The 19,449-nt window shown below is 44.6% G+C and carries 17 protein-coding genes; 4 read left to right on the top strand and 13 right to left on the bottom strand.

Annotated elements, in window-relative coordinates; translation table 11 throughout:
• Window positions 1-174: 174 nt before the first annotated feature.
• Both IQQ51_RS09235 and btsR read left to right on the top strand, forming a co-directional pair.
• The gene (locus IQQ51_RS09235) at window positions 175-1,845 is read left to right on the top strand and encodes a sensor histidine kinase (RefSeq protein WP_048606801.1); all 1,671 of its coding nucleotides are present in this window, start codon (window positions 175-177) and stop codon (window positions 1,843-1,845) included.
• 105 nt (window positions 1,846-1,950) lie between these two features.
• A complete protein-coding gene (gene btsR / locus IQQ51_RS09230; RefSeq protein ID WP_193840867.1) occupies window positions 1,951-2,682 on the top strand; it encodes a two-component system response regulator BtsR in 732 nt (243 codons plus the stop codon).
• 157 nt (window positions 2,683-2,839) lie between these two features.
• Here the strand turns inward: btsR and ispH are convergent, their stop codons facing one another.
• The 6 genes from ispH to murJ form a co-directional block, all read right to left on the bottom strand.
• Window positions 2,840-3,796 (bottom strand): 4-hydroxy-3-methylbut-2-enyl diphosphate reductase, encoded by a 957-nt coding sequence (gene ispH / locus IQQ51_RS09225; RefSeq protein WP_029235087.1) that lies wholly within the window; start codon window positions 3,794-3,796, stop codon window positions 2,840-2,842.
• A gap of 175 nt (window positions 3,797-3,971) precedes the next feature.
• Entirely contained in the window at window positions 3,972-4,403 is a 432-nt protein-coding gene (fkpB, locus tag IQQ51_RS09220) for an FKBP-type peptidyl-prolyl cis-trans isomerase (RefSeq protein ID WP_082151324.1), read from the bottom strand.
• Between the two features lie 149 nt (window positions 4,404-4,552).
• Window positions 4,553-5,053, bottom strand: a complete 501-nt coding sequence (gene lspA / locus IQQ51_RS09215) for a signal peptidase II (RefSeq protein WP_004735054.1) — start codon at window positions 5,051-5,053, stop codon at window positions 4,553-4,555.
• A 157-nt stretch (window positions 5,054-5,210) separates the two neighbouring features.
• On the bottom strand, window positions 5,211-8,069 hold the full coding sequence (gene ileS, locus IQQ51_RS09210; protein WP_019820547.1) for an isoleucine--tRNA ligase: 2,859 nt from the start codon (window positions 8,067-8,069) through the stop codon (window positions 5,211-5,213).
• Between the two features lie 63 nt (window positions 8,070-8,132).
• Window positions 8,133-9,068, bottom strand: coding sequence for a bifunctional riboflavin kinase/FAD synthetase (gene ribF / locus IQQ51_RS09205; protein ID WP_017088634.1), 936 nt, complete (start codon window positions 9,066-9,068; stop codon window positions 8,133-8,135).
• Between the two features lie 70 nt (window positions 9,069-9,138).
• Window positions 9,139-10,701: a murein biosynthesis integral membrane protein MurJ gene (gene murJ, locus IQQ51_RS09200; protein WP_322632747.1), complete on the bottom strand. Its 1,563-nt coding sequence runs from the start codon at window positions 10,699-10,701 to the stop codon at window positions 9,139-9,141.
• Window positions 10,702-10,952: 251 nt separating this feature from the next.
• Here murJ and rpsT point away from each other — a divergent pair, with 251 nt between their 5' ends.
• Entirely contained in the window at window positions 10,953-11,213 is a 261-nt protein-coding gene (gene rpsT, locus IQQ51_RS09195) for a 30S ribosomal protein S20 (RefSeq protein ID WP_004739529.1), read from the top strand.
• 297 nt (window positions 11,214-11,510) lie between these two features.
• On the opposite strand, the gene IQQ51_RS09190 is transcribed toward rpsT, so the two are convergent.
• Together IQQ51_RS09190 and nhaR are read right to left on the bottom strand one after the other, a co-directional pair.
• Window positions 11,511-11,804 carry an ArsR/SmtB family transcription factor gene (locus IQQ51_RS09190; protein ID WP_004735028.1) on the bottom strand — a complete coding sequence of 98 codons (294 nt, stop codon included), beginning with the start codon at window positions 11,802-11,804 and terminating at the stop codon, window positions 11,511-11,513.
• A 100-nt stretch (window positions 11,805-11,904) separates the two neighbouring features.
• Entirely contained in the window at window positions 11,905-12,795 is an 891-nt protein-coding gene (nhaR, locus tag IQQ51_RS09185) for a transcriptional activator NhaR (protein WP_048615016.1), read from the bottom strand.
• A gap of 389 nt (window positions 12,796-13,184) precedes the next feature.
• On the opposite strand from nhaR, the gene IQQ51_RS09180 reads away from it, so the two are divergent.
• Window positions 13,185-14,330, top strand: a complete 1,146-nt coding sequence (locus IQQ51_RS09180) for a Na/Pi symporter (protein WP_050646294.1) — start codon at window positions 13,185-13,187, stop codon at window positions 14,328-14,330.
• Window positions 14,331-14,694: 364 nt separating this feature from the next.
• Here IQQ51_RS09180 and IQQ51_RS09175 read toward each other — a convergent pair whose 3' ends face one another.
• The 5 genes from IQQ51_RS09175 to IQQ51_RS09155 all read right to left on the bottom strand — a co-directional run bounded on the left by IQQ51_RS09175 (window position 14,695) and on the right by IQQ51_RS09155 (window position 19,445).
• Window positions 14,695-15,171, bottom strand: coding sequence for a hypothetical protein (locus IQQ51_RS09175; RefSeq protein WP_172380486.1), 477 nt, complete (start codon window positions 15,169-15,171; stop codon window positions 14,695-14,697).
• 217 nt (window positions 15,172-15,388) lie between these two features.
• Complete coding sequence (locus tag IQQ51_RS09170; RefSeq protein ID WP_193840865.1) at window positions 15,389-16,789, bottom strand: winged helix-turn-helix domain-containing protein; 1,401 nt, start codon at window positions 16,787-16,789, stop codon at window positions 15,389-15,391.
• Between the two features lie 124 nt (window positions 16,790-16,913).
• The gene (locus IQQ51_RS09165) at window positions 16,914-17,765 is read right to left on the bottom strand and encodes a thymidylate synthase (RefSeq protein ID WP_017056122.1); all 852 of its coding nucleotides are present in this window, start codon (window positions 17,763-17,765) and stop codon (window positions 16,914-16,916) included.
• A gap of 9 nt (window positions 17,766-17,774) precedes the next feature.
• Window positions 17,775-18,596 (bottom strand): prolipoprotein diacylglyceryl transferase, encoded by an 822-nt coding sequence (gene lgt, locus IQQ51_RS09160; protein ID WP_017059338.1) that lies wholly within the window; start codon window positions 18,594-18,596, stop codon window positions 17,775-17,777.
• 57 nt (window positions 18,597-18,653) lie between these two features.
• Window positions 18,654-19,445: a sulfite exporter TauE/SafE family protein gene (locus tag IQQ51_RS09155; protein WP_048606789.1), complete on the bottom strand. Its 792-nt coding sequence runs from the start codon at window positions 19,443-19,445 to the stop codon at window positions 18,654-18,656.
• Between the last annotated feature and the right edge of the window lie 4 nt (window positions 19,446-19,449).

Here is a 19,449-nt window from a genome sequence, read left to right as displayed (position 1 = left end):
ATCACCCAGTGATTCGTGGAAATTAAGACTAAAGCCCGTCCTTTGTGATGGGCTTTACTGTATCTCAGCATTGAGAAGTAATCGTCACTCGATATAACCAACGAAAACATAAGCAAAGCTACCGTTACCACGCAATGAGCTTTACACTTAACAAGCGTCTCAATAGGTGAAAATATGGAACTCATTCTCTCTCTGCTGCAACAAACCTGTGTCTACTTAGTGATTGCTTACATGCTAAGTAAAACGCCATTGATTCTCCCTTTGTTGAGCATCTCCTCACGCTTAAGTCATAAAGTCAGCTGTTATGTTCTGTTTTCTCTGTTCTGTATTATGGGCACCTACTTTGGACTGCAGATTAATGACGCGATAGCCAACACTCGTGCGATGGGAGCGGTCATGGGGGGCTTGTTTGGTGGTCCGGTTGTCGGCTTTGCGGTCGGTTTTACTGGTGGGATTCACCGCTACTCATTAGGTGGTTTTACTGACTTGGCTTGTGCGATTTCAACCACAGCAGAAGGCTTGATTGGTGGCCTATTGCACGTTTACTTAGTCAGAAAAAACAAAGCGAGCCAGCTGTTTAATCCATTGGTGGTTTTCTCGGTAACCCTGTTTGCAGAGATCATTCAGATGCTGATTCTGCTGGCGGTCGCAAAACCCTTCGAACAGTCCTATGCTCTGGTCTCCGATATTGCAGCGCCAATGATCATTGCTAACTCTGTCGGTGCAGCGCTGTTCATGAGCATCATCCAAGACAGGAAAACCATCTTCGAAAAGTACTCGGCTACCTTCTCACGCCGCGCATTAACCATCGCCGAGCGTTCAGTAGGTATTCTGCATGGCGGCTTCAATTCCGATAACGCACAAAAAATCGTACGTATCGTTTATGAAGAGACCAACGTAGGTGCGGTAGCGATTACCGACCGAGAAAAAATCCTCGCGTTCGTTGGCATTGGCGATGAACACCATATTCCAAATACCCCGATTTCATCGCAAAGCACGCTCACTTCGATGGAACAGAACGACATCATCTACCTTGATGGCAAAGAGAACCCATACCAATGCTCCTTGTCGCAGGATTGTAAATTGGGCTCGGCTCTGATTATTCCATTGCGCGCGGGTAACGAAGTGGTCGGTACCATCAAACTGTATGAGCCAAAACTAAAGCTGTTCTCAACCATCAATATGTCGATGGGTGAAGGTATCGCTCAGCTATTATCGAGCCAGATCCTATTTAGCAACTACCAGCAGCAGCAAACGCTACTGACACAAGCAGAAATCAAACTGCTGCACGCTCAAGTGAACCCGCACTTCTTGTTCAATGCGCTTAACACCATCAGCGCAGTAACACGCCGTGACCCAGATAAAGCTCGAGAGTTGATTCAACACCTGTCTCACTTCTTTAGAAGCAACCTAAAGCAGAACATCAACACCGTGAAGCTCAAAGACGAACTGGCACACGTCAACGCTTACCTGACCATAGAGAAAGCACGCTTTACCGATCGACTAGAAGTGGAATGGGATATCGACCCGCAACTTTATGAGTCACAATTGCCTAGCTTTACCCTGCAACCGCTAGTAGAAAACGCCATCAAACATGGGATATCCAATATGTTGGAAGGCGGAAAAGTGAAGATCTCTAGCGAGGCTTTCGAGGGTGGATTCAAGTTAACCGTTGAAGACAATGCAGGTAATTATCAGAAGCCATCTCAAGATCATGTAGGATTAGGGATGGAAATTGTTGATAAACGACTCACTAATTTCTTTGGACAAGATTCAGCACTAAAAATAGAATCTCAACCACAGCAATTTACTCGAATGAGCTTTATCATACCTATACTCAAATAATGGTATTTTCGGGGACGGATCGCTCCGAGTTGAAACATTTAGAAGCAGACATTTAAAAGATAAGCGTGAACCAAGCAGGGATAGAACCAAGATGAAGATTGTAGGATGTTAAAGGCATTAGTTGTCGATGATGAGCTTTTTGCTCGCGAAGAGCTGATTGAGCTGCTGACCGAAACCGGAGAAGTGGAAATCATTGGCCAAGCAAGTAACGCCATCGAAGGACTGAAACAAATCAACCAACTCAAGCCTGATGTCGTGTATTTGGATATCCAAATGCCGCAGGTTACCGGGATTGAGCTGTTAAGCATGCTTGACCCAGATACTATGCCTTACGTGGTATTCGTCACCGCCTACGACCAATATGCGATTCAAGCCTTTGAAGATAACGCTTTTGATTACCTACTTAAGCCAGTCGAGCCTTGTCGATTAAACAAGAGCGTTTGTCGCCTGAATAAGGTCATCAAACAAAATCAGAAAGCACCAGAACAGAACATCTCAGCGATTGCTCCCTGTCACTTAGAGCAGATCCCGTGTATCGGTCATAACCGCATTGTGATCATGGCAAGCCAAACGGTCGAGTGTGCTTATTCCGATATCAGTGGTGTGCATGTTCGTAGCTCATCGCAAACCGCGACCTCACAGTTAACGCTAAAGGTCCTGGAAGAAAAAACCGATTTGATCCGTTGTCACCGGCAGTATTTGATCAACATAAAATCGATCCAAGAGATCAAACTGTTAGAGAATGGATTAGCGGAGATCATTACCCAGACTGGCTTTGAAGTGCCTGTCAGTCGTCGCTACTTAAAGACTTTAAAAGAGCAACTCGGTCTCCAGTAACGCGTTAGAAGTTCGACGCCTAGTTCCAAAGCACGATCAAAAAAACCAACGTATCAACGTTGGCTTTCTGCTGTTTACAAATCAATAGTGTTTACAAATCGATAGTGTTTACGAATCGCTAGCATCACGCATCGATGGTGTCACTAATCAATAAAGATTAGTCGACTTGCTTAATCTGCAGCTCTTTCGGCACTTCGAAGAACATATTCTCTTCACGACCTTGAATCTCTTCAACGTCAGTCGCACCTAGCTCGCGGATACGATCTAAGATTTGGTTTACCAACTCTTCAGGAGCAGAAGCACCGGCTGTTACACCGATTTTCTTTTTCCCTTCAACCCATTCAGTTTGAATGTCTTCAGGGCAATCAGTTAGGTAGCCTGGCGTACCTAGCTTCTCAGCCAGCTCTTTTAGGCGAGTTGAGTTAGATGAGTTCTTAGAACCAACAACAATTACCACATCAACGTCATTCGCCATCTCACGCACTGCGTCTTGACGGTTTTGAGTCGCATAACAGATGTCGTCTTTACGTGGGCCTTGAATCTCAGGGAACACTCGACGTAGCTCTTCAATCACATCAGCAGTTTCATCTACTGATAGCGTAGTTTGGCTAACGTAGTGCAGGTTACTCGGGTCGTTCACCACGAGGTTCTGTACATCCTCTGGTCTTTCAACCAAGTACATACCACCAGTTTGGCTCGCGTACTGACCCATAGTGCCTTCCACTTCCGGGTGACCTGCGTGACCAATCAGTACTACTTCCATATGTTTGCGGCTCGCACGAGCAACCTCCATATGAACTTTAGTCACCAAAGGACACGTCGCATCAAATACCGTTAACTCACGCTCTTTCGCTTCTTTACGAACCGCTTGAGACACACCGTGAGCCGAGAAGATCACGATATTGTCGTCTGGCACTTCACTCAGTTCTTCGACAAAAATAGCACCACGCTGCTTGAGCCCCTCAACAACAAAGCGGTTGTGTACCACTTCATGGCGAACATAGATCGGTGGCTGATACATTTCGAGTGCGCGCTCTACGATGCTGATCGCACGATCGACACCGGCACAAAAGCCACGAGGGTTAGCTAACATTATTTTCATTTCATTGCTCATCATTTACCGCGGTACTAAGGTTGTTTCTATAGAGTTCGCCGTCAGCGAGGTTCGCATTCTACAGTGAAGCGTCTAGACAGTGAAGCTCTGGGTGACATCACAGCTGTAAGGCGATGTTATTCTACTGTTAAGGTAGTGATTAACAGCTAAGATAGTTAGTCCACAGCTAAGATAGTTAGTCCACAGCTAAGATATTGACGTCAAAGGTAACGTCTTGGCCAGCGAGTGGGTGATTAAAATCAACCGTCACTGAATCACCTGCGATCTCAGTAATAATACCTGGAATTTCCATACCGTCAGGACCTGAGAATGCCATGATAGTGCCCACTTCAACTTCAGAGTCGCCAACAAACTTAGCACGATCCATATAGTGAATATGATCTGGGTTTGGCATACCAAACGCGTCTTCCGCTTTCAGTTCGATAGACTTTTCAGTGCCGGCTTCAAGTCCAAGTAAGCACGCTTCAAAGTTCTCACTTAGGCTGCCATCGCCCATGACGAACTTCGCTGGCTTGCCCATATTTTCCGTACTATCGGCAACTGAACCATCCTTCATTTTAATCGTAAAATGTAGAGTTACTGCTGAATCATTTTTAATTGCTGCCACGTTACTTTCCTTAGATTTCTTTATTATTTGAGAACGCAATTTGCTTCACTCTCATATTACTTGCAGCATAAAAAAAAGCGCCGTCGGAATCAACCGACAGCGCTTAGGGCTATTCTATTCTGTGAGTCATAGACTGACTTTGAGGCAAGCTATTTGCTTTCGTCTTTCTTACGGAAACCATCTAAGATGATCATCGCAGCACCGATACAGATTCCCATATCCGCTAAGTTAAATGCAGGCCAGTGGTAAGTGCCCCAGTAGAAGTCTAAGTAATCGACAACAAAGCCGTGTACGACTCGGTCAAACACATTACCTACTGCACCACCAATGATGATCGCATAAGCAATGTTATTCCACTTCTCTGCTGCTGGCAGTTTGCTCATCCAGTACGTCAGCATACCTGTTACCGCAAATGCGATACCCGTAAACAACCAACGCTGCCAACCGCTCTGATCGCTCAGAAAGCTAAATGCCGCACCGTAGTTATGAACATACAAAAAGTTAAAGAATGGCAACACCTCAATACGGTTTGCCCAACCATAACCCATGTTGTCCATGACAAAGAGTTTAATGCCGATATCAGCCAAGAAGACCAATAAAGCCAGCCATAACCAACGTACACCAGATTGTTTTAACGAAACTTCACTCATTTCTATTCCTAGTATTTACGAAGTTGGTATTCATTGTTAGTCACTTTAAGTGACCTTGATTACCAACTTGGTTAAACACATTTCCTATAACTAAAAATAACCCCAGTTGATACTGGGGCTATGATTTTTACAAAAAGTTCAGTCTTTCTCTGAGTCGTTATGCGAACTTACGCACTTCGCCTTCACCGTCGATGTTCGACACACAACGACCACAAACTTTCTCGTGACCTTCGATAGTGCCTACATCTGGAGTGTGGTGCCAGCAACGGTCACACTTCTCAGCTTCAGTAGCCGCAACTTCAACGAATAGACCAGCAACGTCTGTCGCTTGCGCTGCATCAGACTTCTCGCTCAATGGCTTAACAACAGCTGCAGAAGTGATAAGTACGAAACGTAACTCATCTTCTAGCTTGTTGATTTTAGCCGCTAGTGCATCGTCAGCGTATAGAGTAACTTCAGCTTGCAGTGCACCACCGATCGTTTTCTCTTTACGAGCATCTTCAAGAAGCTTGTTCACTGCGCCACGAACAGACTGGATTTCAGTCCAGAATTCGTTGCTTAGCTCTTCGCCTTCAGCAAGACCAAATAGACCTTCGAACCACTCACCTGTGAATACGAACGTGTCGCGCTCACCTGGCATTTCATTCCAGATTTCATCTGCAGTGAACGACATGATAGGTGCCATCCAACGAACTAGAGCTTCTACGATGTAGTAAAGCGCCGTTTGACAGCTACGTTGAGCATGGCTGCCCTGCTTCGCTGTGTACTGACGATCTTTAATTACGTCTAGGTAGAAAGAACCCATTTCGATAGAACAGAACTGCATTAGACGTTGAGTCACACCGTGAGTGTTGTACTCGCCGTATGCTTTAACAATCTCTTCTTGTGCAGCTTGAGCACGGCCAACAGCCCAGCGATCAAGTGCAACCATCTCTTCAGCAGGTACTAGGTCAGTTTCAGGGTTGAAACCGTTCAAGTTCGCTAGGAAGAAACGAGCCGTGTTACGAATACGACGGTAAGCATCCGCTGAACGCTTCAGGATTTCATCAGAAACCGCAACTTCACCCGTGTAGTCTGTAGAAGCAACCCATAGACGCAGGATATCTGCACCTAGCTTATTGGTTACATCTTTAGGAGCAACAACGTTACCGATAGATTTAGACATCTTACGGCCGTTACCATCCACTACGAAACCGTGCGTTAGTACTTGCTTGTACGGTGCTTCGTCTTTCATCGCGATAGATGAAATTAGAGAAGACTGGAACCAGCCACGGTGTTGGTCTGAACCTTCAAGGTAAAGATCAGCACTGTGAGTACGCTCTTCATTAGGGAAGTTGTACTCTTCACGAGAATCAACAACAGAGAAGTGCGTAACACCTGAGTCGAACCATACGTCTAGCGTATCCATTACTTTTTCGTACTTATCAGCGTCTTCTGCGCCCATAAGTTCAGCAGCGTCTACATCCCACCAAGCTTGAATGCCTTTCTCTTCAACTAGCTTCGCTACTTTTTCAATAAGCGCTGGGCTTTCTGGGTGAAGTTCTGCTGTTTCTTTATGAACGAACAGAGCAATTGGCACACCCCAAGTACGTTGACGAGAGATACACCACTCAGGGCGACCTTCAACCATACCTTCGATACGGCTTTGACCCCATTCAGGCAACCACTCAACACTCTTGATTGACTCTAGAGCTTTAGCACGTAGGCCAGCTTGATCCATAGAGATGAACCATTGTGGTGTTGCACGGAAGATGATTGGAGTTTTGTGTCTCCAACAATGTGGGTAGCTGTGCTCGTAAGCGTGGTGATGCAGAAGTGCACCTTTCTCTTTTAGAACTTCTAAAACAGAGTCGTTCGCTTTGAATACGTGCTGACCAGCAAATAGCTCAGTATCTGGCAGGTAAACGCCGTTTGAACCAACTGGGTTAGCGATTTCTAGGTTGTACTTTTTACCAACCACGAAATCCTCTTGACCGTGGCCAGGCGCAGTGTGAACCACACCAGTACCTGAATCCGTTGTTACGTGATCGCCAAGAACTGCAGGAACAGTAAAGTCGTAGAACGGGTGGTTGAACTGAGAAAGCTCAAGATCAGCACCTGTAGCAAAACCAAGATTGTGGAAATGCTCGATACCTGCACGGTCCATTACGTCTTTTGCTAGTTCAGAAGCAACAACGATACGTTGAGCTGGCTGGTCGCCATTCGCTTCAACTTGGATAAGCACGTATTCAAGATCATCACGTAGACATACTGCGCGGTTAGCAGGCAGAGTCCATGGTGTTGTTGTCCAGATAACGATAGAGATTTCGCCCTGACCCGCGTGGCCTTCAGCTAGAGTAAATTTCTCTAGAAGCGCCGCTTCGTCAGCTGCTGTAAATTTCACATCGATAGATGGAGAAACTTTATCTTTGTATTCAACTTCAGCTTCAGCCAGAGCAGAACCACAGTCAGTACACCAGTGAACAGGCTTGAAACCTTTAAGAAGGTGACCTTTATCTGCGATTTTGCCAAGAGAACGAATGATGTTCGCTTCAGTGCCGAAATCCATAGTGCGGTAAGGTTTGTCCCACTCGCCCATGATGCCAAGACGTTTGAAGCTCTCTTTCTGACCTTCAACTTGACCCGCAGCGTACTTACGACACTCTTCGCGGAATTCAGCAGCCGAAATCTTCTGACCAGGCTTACCTTTCTTCTTCTCAACCATTAGCTCGATTGGAAGACCGTGACAGTCCCAACCAGGGATGTACGGTGCATCAAAACCAGAAAGGGTCTTAGATTTGATAATAATGTCTTTAAGAATCTTATTCAGCGCGTGGCCAATGTGAATGTCGCCGTTCGCGTATGGAGGGCCATCATGCAGTACGAAAGATTTTTTACCTTTCTTTGCCTTACGGATTTCGCCGTAAAGATCTTCTTTGTACCAACGCTTCAGCATTTCTGGCTCACGATTTGCCAGATTGCCGCGCATTGGGAACCCTGTTTCTGGTAAGTTCAGGGTATCTTTATAATCACTCATCGATTCTTAATTCCGTTATATTGGGCGAAGTTAGACATTATGTTAATCGGTGGAATCATCCGATTAATTCTTTAGCTGAAGCAGCCACACCCTTGCGGCTTCAGCATCCAATTCTATTTGATTCTTTAGTGCGTCGAACGATTCAAATTTTATCTCGTCGCGCAGTTTGTGCAAAAGTCGTACTTCTAACTGTTTACCATATAAATTGGCTTTAAAGTCAAAAAAATGCACTTCTAATTGCTGCCTTACCCCATTAACTGTTGGTCGTTGTCCAATATTAGCAACGCCACCGACAGGAACACCGTCGATATCCAAAGCTTCAACAACATACACTCCCGATACAGGAGAAACACAACGCTTTAATGGAATATTAGCGGTAGGGAAACCGATAGTTCTCCCTAGTTTTCGACCATGGGACACTCGACCACTAATACTGTAATCACGTCCTAACATGGTAGCACTTGCAGCCAAGTCATCGACCGCTAATGCATTTCGTATCTCAGTACTGCTTACTCGTAATTGGTTTAAGCAATAGCTTTGGGTGCTTACCACCTCAAAACCGTACTTCTCGCCCGCCTCTTTGAGCATAGCGAAATTGCCAGTGCGACCTTTACCAAAGCAAAAATCGTCACCAACCACCAAGAACTTCACACCAAGCTTATCAACCAAAAGATCCTTAATGAACGCTTCCGCGGATAAACTTGCAAAATACTGATTAAAATTAACACACAATAGGCGACTGATATCTAGCTTGCTCAGTTGCACGTATTTATCTCGTAAGCGAGTTAAACGTGCTGGCGCTTTATCTCGGGCAAACAGCTCCATAGGCTGCGGCTCAAACGTCATAACAACAGAAGGTAGCCCTAATGCTGCAGCTTGTTTAGAAACCTGACTCAGAACCTCTTGATGTCCTAAATGAACACCATCGAAGTTACCTATGGTTAATACACAGCCATGATGCTGCGCTTTAATATTGTGTATACCTCGGATCAGTTCCATTATGATCAGCTAAAACCTATTATTTGCATCATTTATTGTGTGAAACCGACGGATTATATACTAATCAGTATTAATCTGTCGCTGCTTTTAAATGTTTTACTCGGATACCTAAAATCAGTACCGAAACAATATAAACAAAGCCACCAAGTCCAATCAAGCCTGTTAATGTCAGCGCTCTCTGGCTGAAGCTCCATTCAAGCCAATGTTGCATATTATCCAGCTGCCATAAAATAGCCGCTACCATCACCACACCTGAGATAATCAATTTGGCACTAAACAACAAGGTTGTCTTAGTTAATTGATACACACCCGCAAGGTGTAATCCACGATATAACAATGCCATATTCACAAAGGCAGACAGTGCCGTCGCTATCGCCAAACCCACATAACCATAGAAATAAGCAAAGATCGCGTTAAACACCATATTGGTCACCATAGCGATAATGCCGTACTTAACCGGTGTTTTGGTATCTTGGCGAGAGTAATAGCCCGGAGCTAAAACTTTAATCAGCATGAAATTAAGCAAGCCTGACGCGTAAGCCACCAATGACATCGATGCCTGCTGTACATCATGTGGAGAAAACTCACCGCGCATGAATAACACCATCAGCATTGGTTTAGCTAAAACGATAAGACCTAACATCGCAGGAATACCAAGCAGCAACACCATGCGTACGCCCCAATCCATAGTATGCGCGAACCCTTCCCCTTGAGCATCTACGTGTTTACGAGATAAAGCAGGAAGAATCACGGTCGCAATCGCGATACCGAATAAACCGAGAGGAAATTCAAGCAGTCGGTCTGAGTAGTACAACCAACTGATAGAACCTGTTGCGAGGAAGCTGGCAATAAAGGTATCAAACAATAAGTTGATTTGACTGACCGATACCCCGAACAAAGCAGGGATCATTAATGTGCGGATCTTAACCACACCCGGATCTCTCCAGCCCCACTTCGGCTTAACCAACACACCCGCTTTGATCAAGAAAGGCATTTGGAAAAGGAATTGGACTAAGCCACCAAGAAACACACCAATGGCTAAACCAATTTCTGGTTGTTCTAAATTAGGTGAGACAAACCACGCAGCGCCTATGATCATCACGTTCAAGAACACAGGGGTAAAAGAAGAGACCGCAAATTTACCTAATGTATTAAGAATGGCACCAGATAAAGCAACGAAGGTAATAAACCATAAATAAGGAAAGGTAATCTTGAGCATAAAGCTCGCCAACTCAAACTTTGGCGCTGATGGACCATCATTTAGCCAGTCGATAAACCAACCCGCACCAAACATCGCGGTGATCACGCCAGAGCCCAATACTCCGATAACGGTGACAATAGAAACTAAAACCCCGAGCGTACCCGACACCTTAGCAATTAAATCTCGTGTCTTATCTTTATCACCTGCGGCGTGATATTCCGTTAATACAGGAACAAACGCTTGAGAAAACGCACCTTCTGCAAAAAGTCGACGTAAGAAATTAGGAATTTTATTAGCGAAGAAAAATACATCGGCACTCGCTCCTGCCCCCATCAAATTTGCTACTACTACATCACGTACTAGCCCCAATACACGGGAAACAAAAGTCATTGCGCTGACAATCAGGCCTGACTTTAATAGTCGTTTACTCACAGAAACCTCTGACACTGGTTGATTACTTTCAAGCGAGGATAAATACTATCCTGTCCTAAGAAGCATATTTATTAGCATTGGTCTAAAAATGCTGTTAGAATCCCCGCCATCTTAACCGCGATGACCTTTCCATACCAAAGTTTGTTTGGCTACGATTGGTTTTTGCACAAATCATTTGACAATTAAGCGCTAATGAGGGATAGTCCTCGCCCTTAAATTGTCACCGAACTAAGTTTTTGGGAGTTAGACCCTTGGCAAACAGTAAATCTGCTAAGAAGCGCGCTATCCAAGCTGAGAAACGTCGCCAGCACAATGCTAGCCGTCGTTCTATGATGCGCACTTACATGAAAAAGACTATCGCAGCTATCGCAGCTGGTGATAAAGAAGCTGCAACTGCTGCTCTTGTAGAAGTTACACCACTTCTTGACCGTATGGCGACTAAAGGCCTTATTCATAAGAATAAAGCTGCACGTCATAAGTCTCGTTTCGCTGCTGCAATCAAAGCTCTTTAATAGAAATTTGATTACAACGCAAAACGAAAAAAACCGGCCTAGGCCGGTTTTTTTATATCTAAATTTTGAGTAACGCTTTTATTTTACGTGCTAACAGCCGTTTTTCTGACCGATAAACAATTTAAGCAGATAGATAAAACAAACAATCAGAAAAATAAATAGAGAAGCAAATTGGTACGTAGATAGGTAGATAGGTAGATAGGTAGATAGGTAAACACTAACGTTCAATGTGAAATACTAACACTTCCTTGTGTCATTCTATCGCTGATAACAAATCCCCCTCCCACCAGCAATAAGCTACTTGCAGTAAATACCATGCAGTAGGTTAATCATCGCTTTTACTTCTTCACTACTCAATGTGTAATACACAGTTTGAGCTTCTTTGCGAGTTTCGACCAAACCATCTCTTCTCAACCAAGCAAGATGTTGAGATAAAGCAGACTGACTCAGTTCCAACTTGCCACACAACTCCCCAACCGACAGTTCAGTACCATGTAATAGGCACAAAATCTGTAAGCGACGCTCGTTAGCCATGGCTTTGAGTAGAATCACAGCTTGTGCTGAGTTCTTCTCCATCTCTTTTAAGTTCATAGTTTGGCTCCCTACAACCTTTACGCCAACTACGGGCTATCAGTATTTCCGGCATATGGTGGAGCTATGATAATCGATATCAATTCATTAACAAACTAACTCATTCGAACAATTTGCTAAAATCTGCGTCACATACGTTTTTTACTGCTGGATGTTGGATCATCCTCTCAGCAAATATGACGTAGTACTCCTCTTTTAACTCTTCAATACCGCCTAATAGTTGCAGTGATGTGTCTTCTTCCACTTCAGACATATAAAGCGTCGGTGCTAAAAATATTGCGTCATGATGATAACGAGCAAAAGCCTTCATCAATGCGGCATCATCAAACTCACCTAAAATATCTGGCTTAAGCCCTTGTCTATCAAACCATTGCAGCACTTTACGCCCCATTGAGGTTCGGCTACCAGGGATCAAAAGCTTTCTTTGCTCCAATACAGCAGGGAAATTAACACCTTCAACCTGACCTGAACTAAAAAAGCTCATTCCACTCTCACCCAACTTTTTACTAAACAGGCCCGGGCTTTGACTAGAGTCCACCGGACAGTCAGACAAAATCATATCGAGCTTATGTTGAGAGAGCTGCTCAAGTAGCATTTCATGGGTCGATTCAAAACAGCGTAAATGAATGCTGTTATCTGGAGGAATGGTCGACATCAGTATCTTACTAACGAGTCTTTTAGAGAGCGCATCCGCGACGCCAACATCAAACAGAATATTGGAGTGCTGGCTGTAATTCACGATATCCAGCATCTCGTAACTCAGGCCAAACATACGATCGGCATATTTAAAGACCAGTTGCCCAAGCTCTGTAGGCTCAACACTGCGGCCATTACGCTTGGTCAACTTGCCATCCATGCGCTCTTCTAAGGCTTTTATCTGCCCCGTTACCGTTTGTGGTGTTAGGAATAGGGCTTCTGCAGCTTTAGTAACAGAGCCTTGCTTGCAAACCATCCAGAAGTAATACAGATGGTTGTAGTTGAGATGCGACATAGATGTGCCGTAATAAAAGAGTAGATACCCTTTTATATCAAATATGACACCGCCACTCAACAAACTCGGAAAAACCTAACTAAACATGACTTTACTGCTTATTTTTTCGAAGTGTTTGATTTCATAATGTAATATTTCAGCGATTATTTTCAATTTTTTTCTAACTTTTAAGATCTATATCACCTATAGAACCACCATTAAAAATCAAATAAAAACAAGAACTTAAAATAACCACATTAGCTATGGGAATATTTAAAGAGTAAATCATCACAAAAAAGTCCAACCTAAACCAAAATGTAATATTACTGAAATATTTCCCCTCTAACATCACGCTCAGATTAAACAAACAGACCAAACACAGACTTAAACGGTCCAATGGAGAAAACATTATGAACCAAGCTACTACTGCAGCAGCGCCTATCTCGAGCACTACTCGTTGGCTACGCTGGGCTAACTTGGCATTCATGCTTTACCTACTATTACTTTCAGTTTCAATGGTTGGTACAGGCTTCAAATGGGCAACAGGCGAGCAAGCAAAGGTTCTTTTCGAGTTTGCTTCACACCCAGTTGCAGGCTTAATGATTGGTTTAGTAGCAACAGCACTTATTCAATCATCAAGTACAGTTACTTCAATTATCGTTGGCCTTGTGGCAGGTGGTTTACCTGTTGAGCTAGCTATTCCTATGATCATGGGTGCTAACATTGGTACTACGGTAACCAATACGCTAGTTAGCCTTGGTCACGTTCGTTGTAAAGAAGAGTTCAAACGTGCATTCGCAAGTGCGACAATCCACGACTTCTTCAACCTATTAGCCGTTGCTATCTTCCTACCACTAGAGATGGCGTTTGGTATTCTAGAGAAGATTTCTCACTGGTTGGTATCTCCGATGCTAGCAACAGGTGATATGAGCATGGGGGGTCTTAACTTCATCAAGCCAATCACTAAACCAGTAGTAAGTGCGATTAAAGAGCCTCTATCAACATTTGGCGACACCGTGGGCGGCATCATGCTTATAGCTCTAGGTATCGCAACTATCTTCGTAGCTATCACTGTAATGGGTAAGCTGATGAAGAGCCTAATGGTTGGTCGTGCTCGTGAGATTCTAAAGAACGCAATCGGTCGTGGTCCAATCCACGGTATCGCTTCTGGCTCTATCGTTACTATCCTTGTTCAGTCTTCTTCTACGACAACAAGCTTGATGGTTCCACTAGTAGGTTCAGGTGTTCTTAAAGTACGCGACGTTTACCCGTTCACTCTAGGTGCAAACATCGGTACATGTATTACGGCTCTACTTGCAGCGACAGCAGTATCTGGTGAGTTCGCAGTATTCGCACTACAAATTGCTCTAGTACACTTGGTGTTCAACATCATGGCAACGGTATTCATCTTCGGTATCCCGTTCCTACGTGAACTTCCAGTGAAAGCGGCAGACATGATTTCAGATATGGCTGTGAAGAACAAAGCTGTAGTGGCTGGTTACCTTGTTGCGGTATTCCTTGTACTGCCTGGTAGCGTGTTAGCTCTTACCGCTTAACAGCAAAATAAACATCGCTTATAGCAAAGCCCGCAACCTCCTAGGTTGCGGGCTTTTTCTTTTAAGGAGCAGATACGGGATGCGAGTGAACGAGTAACGAGAGCAAAAGCAGATACGATACAAGAGTAAATCGGCTTGGAAAGCATTACTCACCAAAGGGATCCGTTCTAGCTCTTCGCATCCCGCATCTCGTTTACTCGTATCTAAAAATCCGTCATTCCCTACAGTGAGGTACGAGCGAGATAGGGAATCTAATCACCTAGCAACGACCAAAGATTCCCTATTCCTTCCTTCGTCAGCCTAGGGAATGACGTGCGCTTTTGATCTTCGTATCCCGCATCCCGTTTACTAGCATCTAAAACGCTTACTTACCTTGCTCATTGCGCAGGTACATAATGGCAACCATGCCAAAGCCGATAAATTGCCATAGATACTGTCCGTCGCTTGCGCCAGTGATAGTTTGAGTGAAAGCCATACAAGCCGTCACAAACAGAGAAGCGAATGCGGCATAGAGCAACCACGGACGCTCTTTGCCCACCATGAACTCACCTGCAAGCACTGAACGAAGAACCAATAAAAACGGCACACATTGCAAAGCAATCAGAATCGGGAACATAAAATCGAACGTTGGGCTCAGCAGAGCATGACCGATTTGGCTCTTATCCCAAGTGCCAACAATGTAACCTTTCCAACCAGCCCAAGTGTCTCCCGCATAAGCGGTCTGAGGCGTAATGAAGCCAAGTAACACGCCCATCACTTTATCGATAAAGCCATTTTTGAACCAAAAGACGAATATGAAGACCTGAATTGGAATGATCTGAAAAGCAAACTTCTTCAACATGTGTGTACCCCAAATAATGAATGATTTGGTGACCAGTATGTGGAAGTCGATGTTTTTACGCTTGATGCAAGGCAATCGAGCCTGAGTCCAAACAATAATCAAACATATTGAGAAGCCTGTTGGCACAATGACACCTTGCGGAAGTACCGGAGCCATTAGCGCTCACGAAACACCCTCGCTTAAAAACGTATTTCGAGGTTTAGGAAAGGTTTGTTTTTTATAAAGATTCAATAAGATCAAACAGTTGACCGTCATGCTCTTTTTTCACTTCGATATAGCGTTGATAGTTGTATTGCGAACCTTTTGGGTTGTCCGACAGCTTGTCAGCCACACTGAGTAGATAAAAACTGATTGGGCTCGGTGTACTTTCGGCCGCATAAAAAAGGTAAGGGAAAGCTTGATTGGCATGTTGGTTGATTAACAGTGCAAGACCCAAGGTAAGATTAGCGATGTCACAACGTGGGTTCATCTCGAAGGCTTGCTTTGCCAGCTGCAGTGCATGTTCGCGATCTTCTTGCTCATGGCTTTGCAAATAAGCCAAAGATTCCGAATATGACAGTAACGCATTGACCAGATAATTATCTCGCCCTTGTTGTTGAATCGTATCCAACTGAAGTGCTATTTCCTCAAATGGCTGACCACCTTTACCTTGGTAGAACAACGATATCCCCTCAGAAATAACACTCCAATCATCGTAGTTATCAATAGAGGTCACTCGATGACTTGCCACGCCGTATTCTGAGCTCATTGGAGCAATAATGGCTTTGATCTCGAGAATCACATCCCCAATGGCATCGAAGAAATTATCTTGGCTAAAGGTCTTTTCCACTTTCTGACTTTGGTTGGGTTGGCGGTTGTTTTGTACAAGCACGCTCAACACATAATCACCACCCTTTTGCTTAAGCCAACCTTTGAGCTCGACACCATTGTTGGCCAGTGATTGCTTGCCCTGCTTCGATAGCTGAGAAAAGTGGTAACCCGATAAGTTTTTTGCCGAGTTCAGCCCGTAGAAAAGATAGTTATAAACGCTTTCTGACATCTCATAATCGTTCGCAGAATCGAGTGTTATGTCATGGATATAAACAGGAATCACATCACTTTGATTAGCAGAAATAACAGCTGTGTCATCGGTTGGGACATCGGTTTGCCACGCCCAAGTTGCTATTAAGCCAACAGAGAATACTGCGGTTGTAATCAGGGCGATGGTTTTCTTTTTCGACTTAGCAACAAAAGGTTTAGGTTCAGATTCAGGTAGAGAGGCGCCCTCAACGGGAGTTGGTTCGACGCTCGGCTGAGTCACCTCAACATTGAACAGGTAACCTTGCTTAGGAATGGTCTGAATAATCCGATACGGACGTGATTTATCCTGAAGCTGACTGCGCAGTAAGCTAATGACCTGTCTGACCAAGTTGTCAGACACTTGAGTTCTTTGCCACACATCCGCGGCTATCTGTTGAGTGCTAACCACTTGCCCGCGATTTTCGATGAAATAGCAGAGCAACTTTGCCTGCAATGGCTCTAAATGAATCGCTTCGCTATCCACCACCAACTGATTTTTATCAGGGTAGAAAGCAATAGGAAAATCGTGTTGCAATACAAAGCAATGCGAGCGAGTCATAGTAGTTCTGTAGTTAGAAAAGACCACTCAAGATTATTGGTTTTACAAATAGTAAGCAAGCCAAGCATAACAAATAAAAAAGGCTGCACAGAGGCAGCCTTTCAATCAAACAAAGCGAGTGAGATTAAACCGAGAATGGGTACTTAATCGCTTCGTGGCATTCGTAACCTTCAACCCAGAAGTCATCCATCGTTACCCACGTTTCCAAATCTTCTAGAGACTTAATCTCAGGATTGATATGGAATGTTGGGCCAGCTAACGGCTCACGCTTTAACTGGATATCACGCATAGGTGCAAGTTGATCTTCGTAAATATGAGCATTCACTAGCTTATGGTAAGCCACGCCAGCTTTCTTACCCGTGATTTGCGCCATGATAGCTAGGAAGACATACACTTGAACCATGTTGAAGTTCAGGCCTAGGGGAACATCGCAAGAGCGCTGAGTGCTGTTTAGGTACAGAGTATCACCAAGTAGTGAGAAGTGATGGCTGTACATACACGGACGCAAACAACCCATATGGAACTCACCTGGGTTATAGAAATTTAAGATCTCGCCGCGGTCATCAATACCGTTTGTTAGATCATCAACAATCTTCTTCAGTTGGTCGATATGACCGCCGTCAGGTTTTGCCCATGCACGTCCTTGAACGCCATAAACACGGCCCATGTCATCTTCACCCTTGCGGTAAGGATTATTCAGCCATGCTTCGTTCAGGTTCGAGTTCGCATCCCAAGTCTTAGTTCCTAGCTTACGAAAATCTTCAGCATTGTCGTAACCACGGATATAGCCAAGCAGCTCAGCAACTGCGGCTTTCCAAAAGCTCTTACGCGTTGTTACCAGTGGGAATTGGTTATTACCAACATCATATTCAAGGTCAGCATTGATCACGGTTAGGCAGCGCTTGCCCGTGCGTTCATTTTCAATCCAAGTACCGTCATCAACGATACGCTGACAGAGATCTAAATACTGTTTCACACCAATTCCTTACTTCGTTTGTTGTGGTAATTCGTCTTTGTAGTGACCACGCTTGTATGCCCACACCATCATCAGCACACCGATGATAACCATTGGGAGTGACAAAATTTGTCCCATAGAGATAAATCCACCGAACAAACCTAGGTGAGCATCAGGTTCACGTACGTATTCTACTAAGAAGCGGAATGTACCATATCCTGCTAGGAATAACCCTGATACAGAACCAAGAGGACGCGGCTTTTTGATAAACCAGTTCAAGATGAAAAACAACACAATACCTTCAAGCGCCATCTCGTAAAGTTGAGATGGGTGACGAGGAAGTGGACCACCGTTAGGGAACACAATCGCCCATGGCACATCAGTCACACGGCCCCAAAGCTCGCTGTTCATGAAGTTACCTAAGCGTCCCATGCCTAAACCAAATGGCACCAATGGTGCAATCATGTCTGCCACACCAAAGAAGGTTCGACCGTTCTTTTTGGCATACCAAAACATGGCAGTAATAACACCAAGCAAGCCACCGTGGAAAGACATACCGCCAGTCCATACCTTAAATAGGTACAGTGGGTCTGCTAGGAAAAGGTCAAAGTTGTAGAAAAGTACGTAGCCAATACGACCACCCAGCACCACACCTAGAAAGCCAGCAAACAGTAAGTCTGATACTTGCTCTCGAGTCCAACCGCTACCCGGTTGATCAGCTCGGCGATTTGCTAACCAAAGAGCAAACATAAAACCGACAAGGTACATTAGGCCGTACCAACGAACTGAGATTGGTCCTAGTTCAATAAGAACAGGATCGATATTTGGGAATTCGATAAAACCCTGAGACATACTTGGCTCTCTATCTAAATTGATTAACGGTTAGCTCATTGACTAACAGAAAAGACACTACAGCAGCATTGTGGCTGCTATAAACATTAAAAATACCGCAAAGAATTTCTTCAGCACAGGGGTTGGCAATTGAGTGGCCAGTTTCGCACCTACTCGAGTGGTCAAAACTGAGGTACAAGATATCGCGATCAAAGCCGGTAGATAAACATAACCCAAGCTATACGCAGGAAGGTCATCGACAGAAGATCCATGCCAAATGAAACCTAGCATTCCCGAAATCGCGATAACACAACCGCATACCGAAGATGAGCCGACGGCTTTACGCATTTCCACACCGTGATGGTTAAGGAAAGGTACCGATAAAGACCCACCGCCAATGCCCGCTAAGCTTGATACCAAACCAATCCCGCCGCCACACAGCACGGTTTTAGCTGAACCTGGCATCGACTTTTGGCTCTTAGAGCGAATCGACAACAGCATTTGCAACGCCAATACCAACACAATCACACCAAAGACTTTTGGTAGGTATTGAGCTGGTATCACATCGGCCACGAAAGAGCCGAGGAAGCCACCTATCACCACACCTGGCATCAACCATTTAACGACAAATATCTCTACGTTACCCAATTTTAAATGGTTAATCGCAGACGATCCCGACGTAACGATGATGGTTGATAGCGAAGTAGCCAATGCCATCTGCATCGCAAACTCTTGGGGGATACCCGCTTTAGGAAGCAAAAACAGTAAGGCAGGAACCACCAGCAAACCACCACCAATGCCTAGCAAGCCTGCTAAAACACCAACAATAGCACCAAGGCCCGCTAACAAGCCTATCAGTTCATATGACACGTTA

It is taken from the genome of Vibrio sp. OPT18 (assembly GCF_015163615.1).
In the GTDB taxonomy this organism is placed as follows: Bacteria; Pseudomonadota; Gammaproteobacteria; order Enterobacterales; family Vibrionaceae; genus Vibrio; species Vibrio coralliirubri.
Note: the sequence above shows the minus strand (reverse complement) of the source record. Positions and strands in the feature narration are given on the sequence as shown.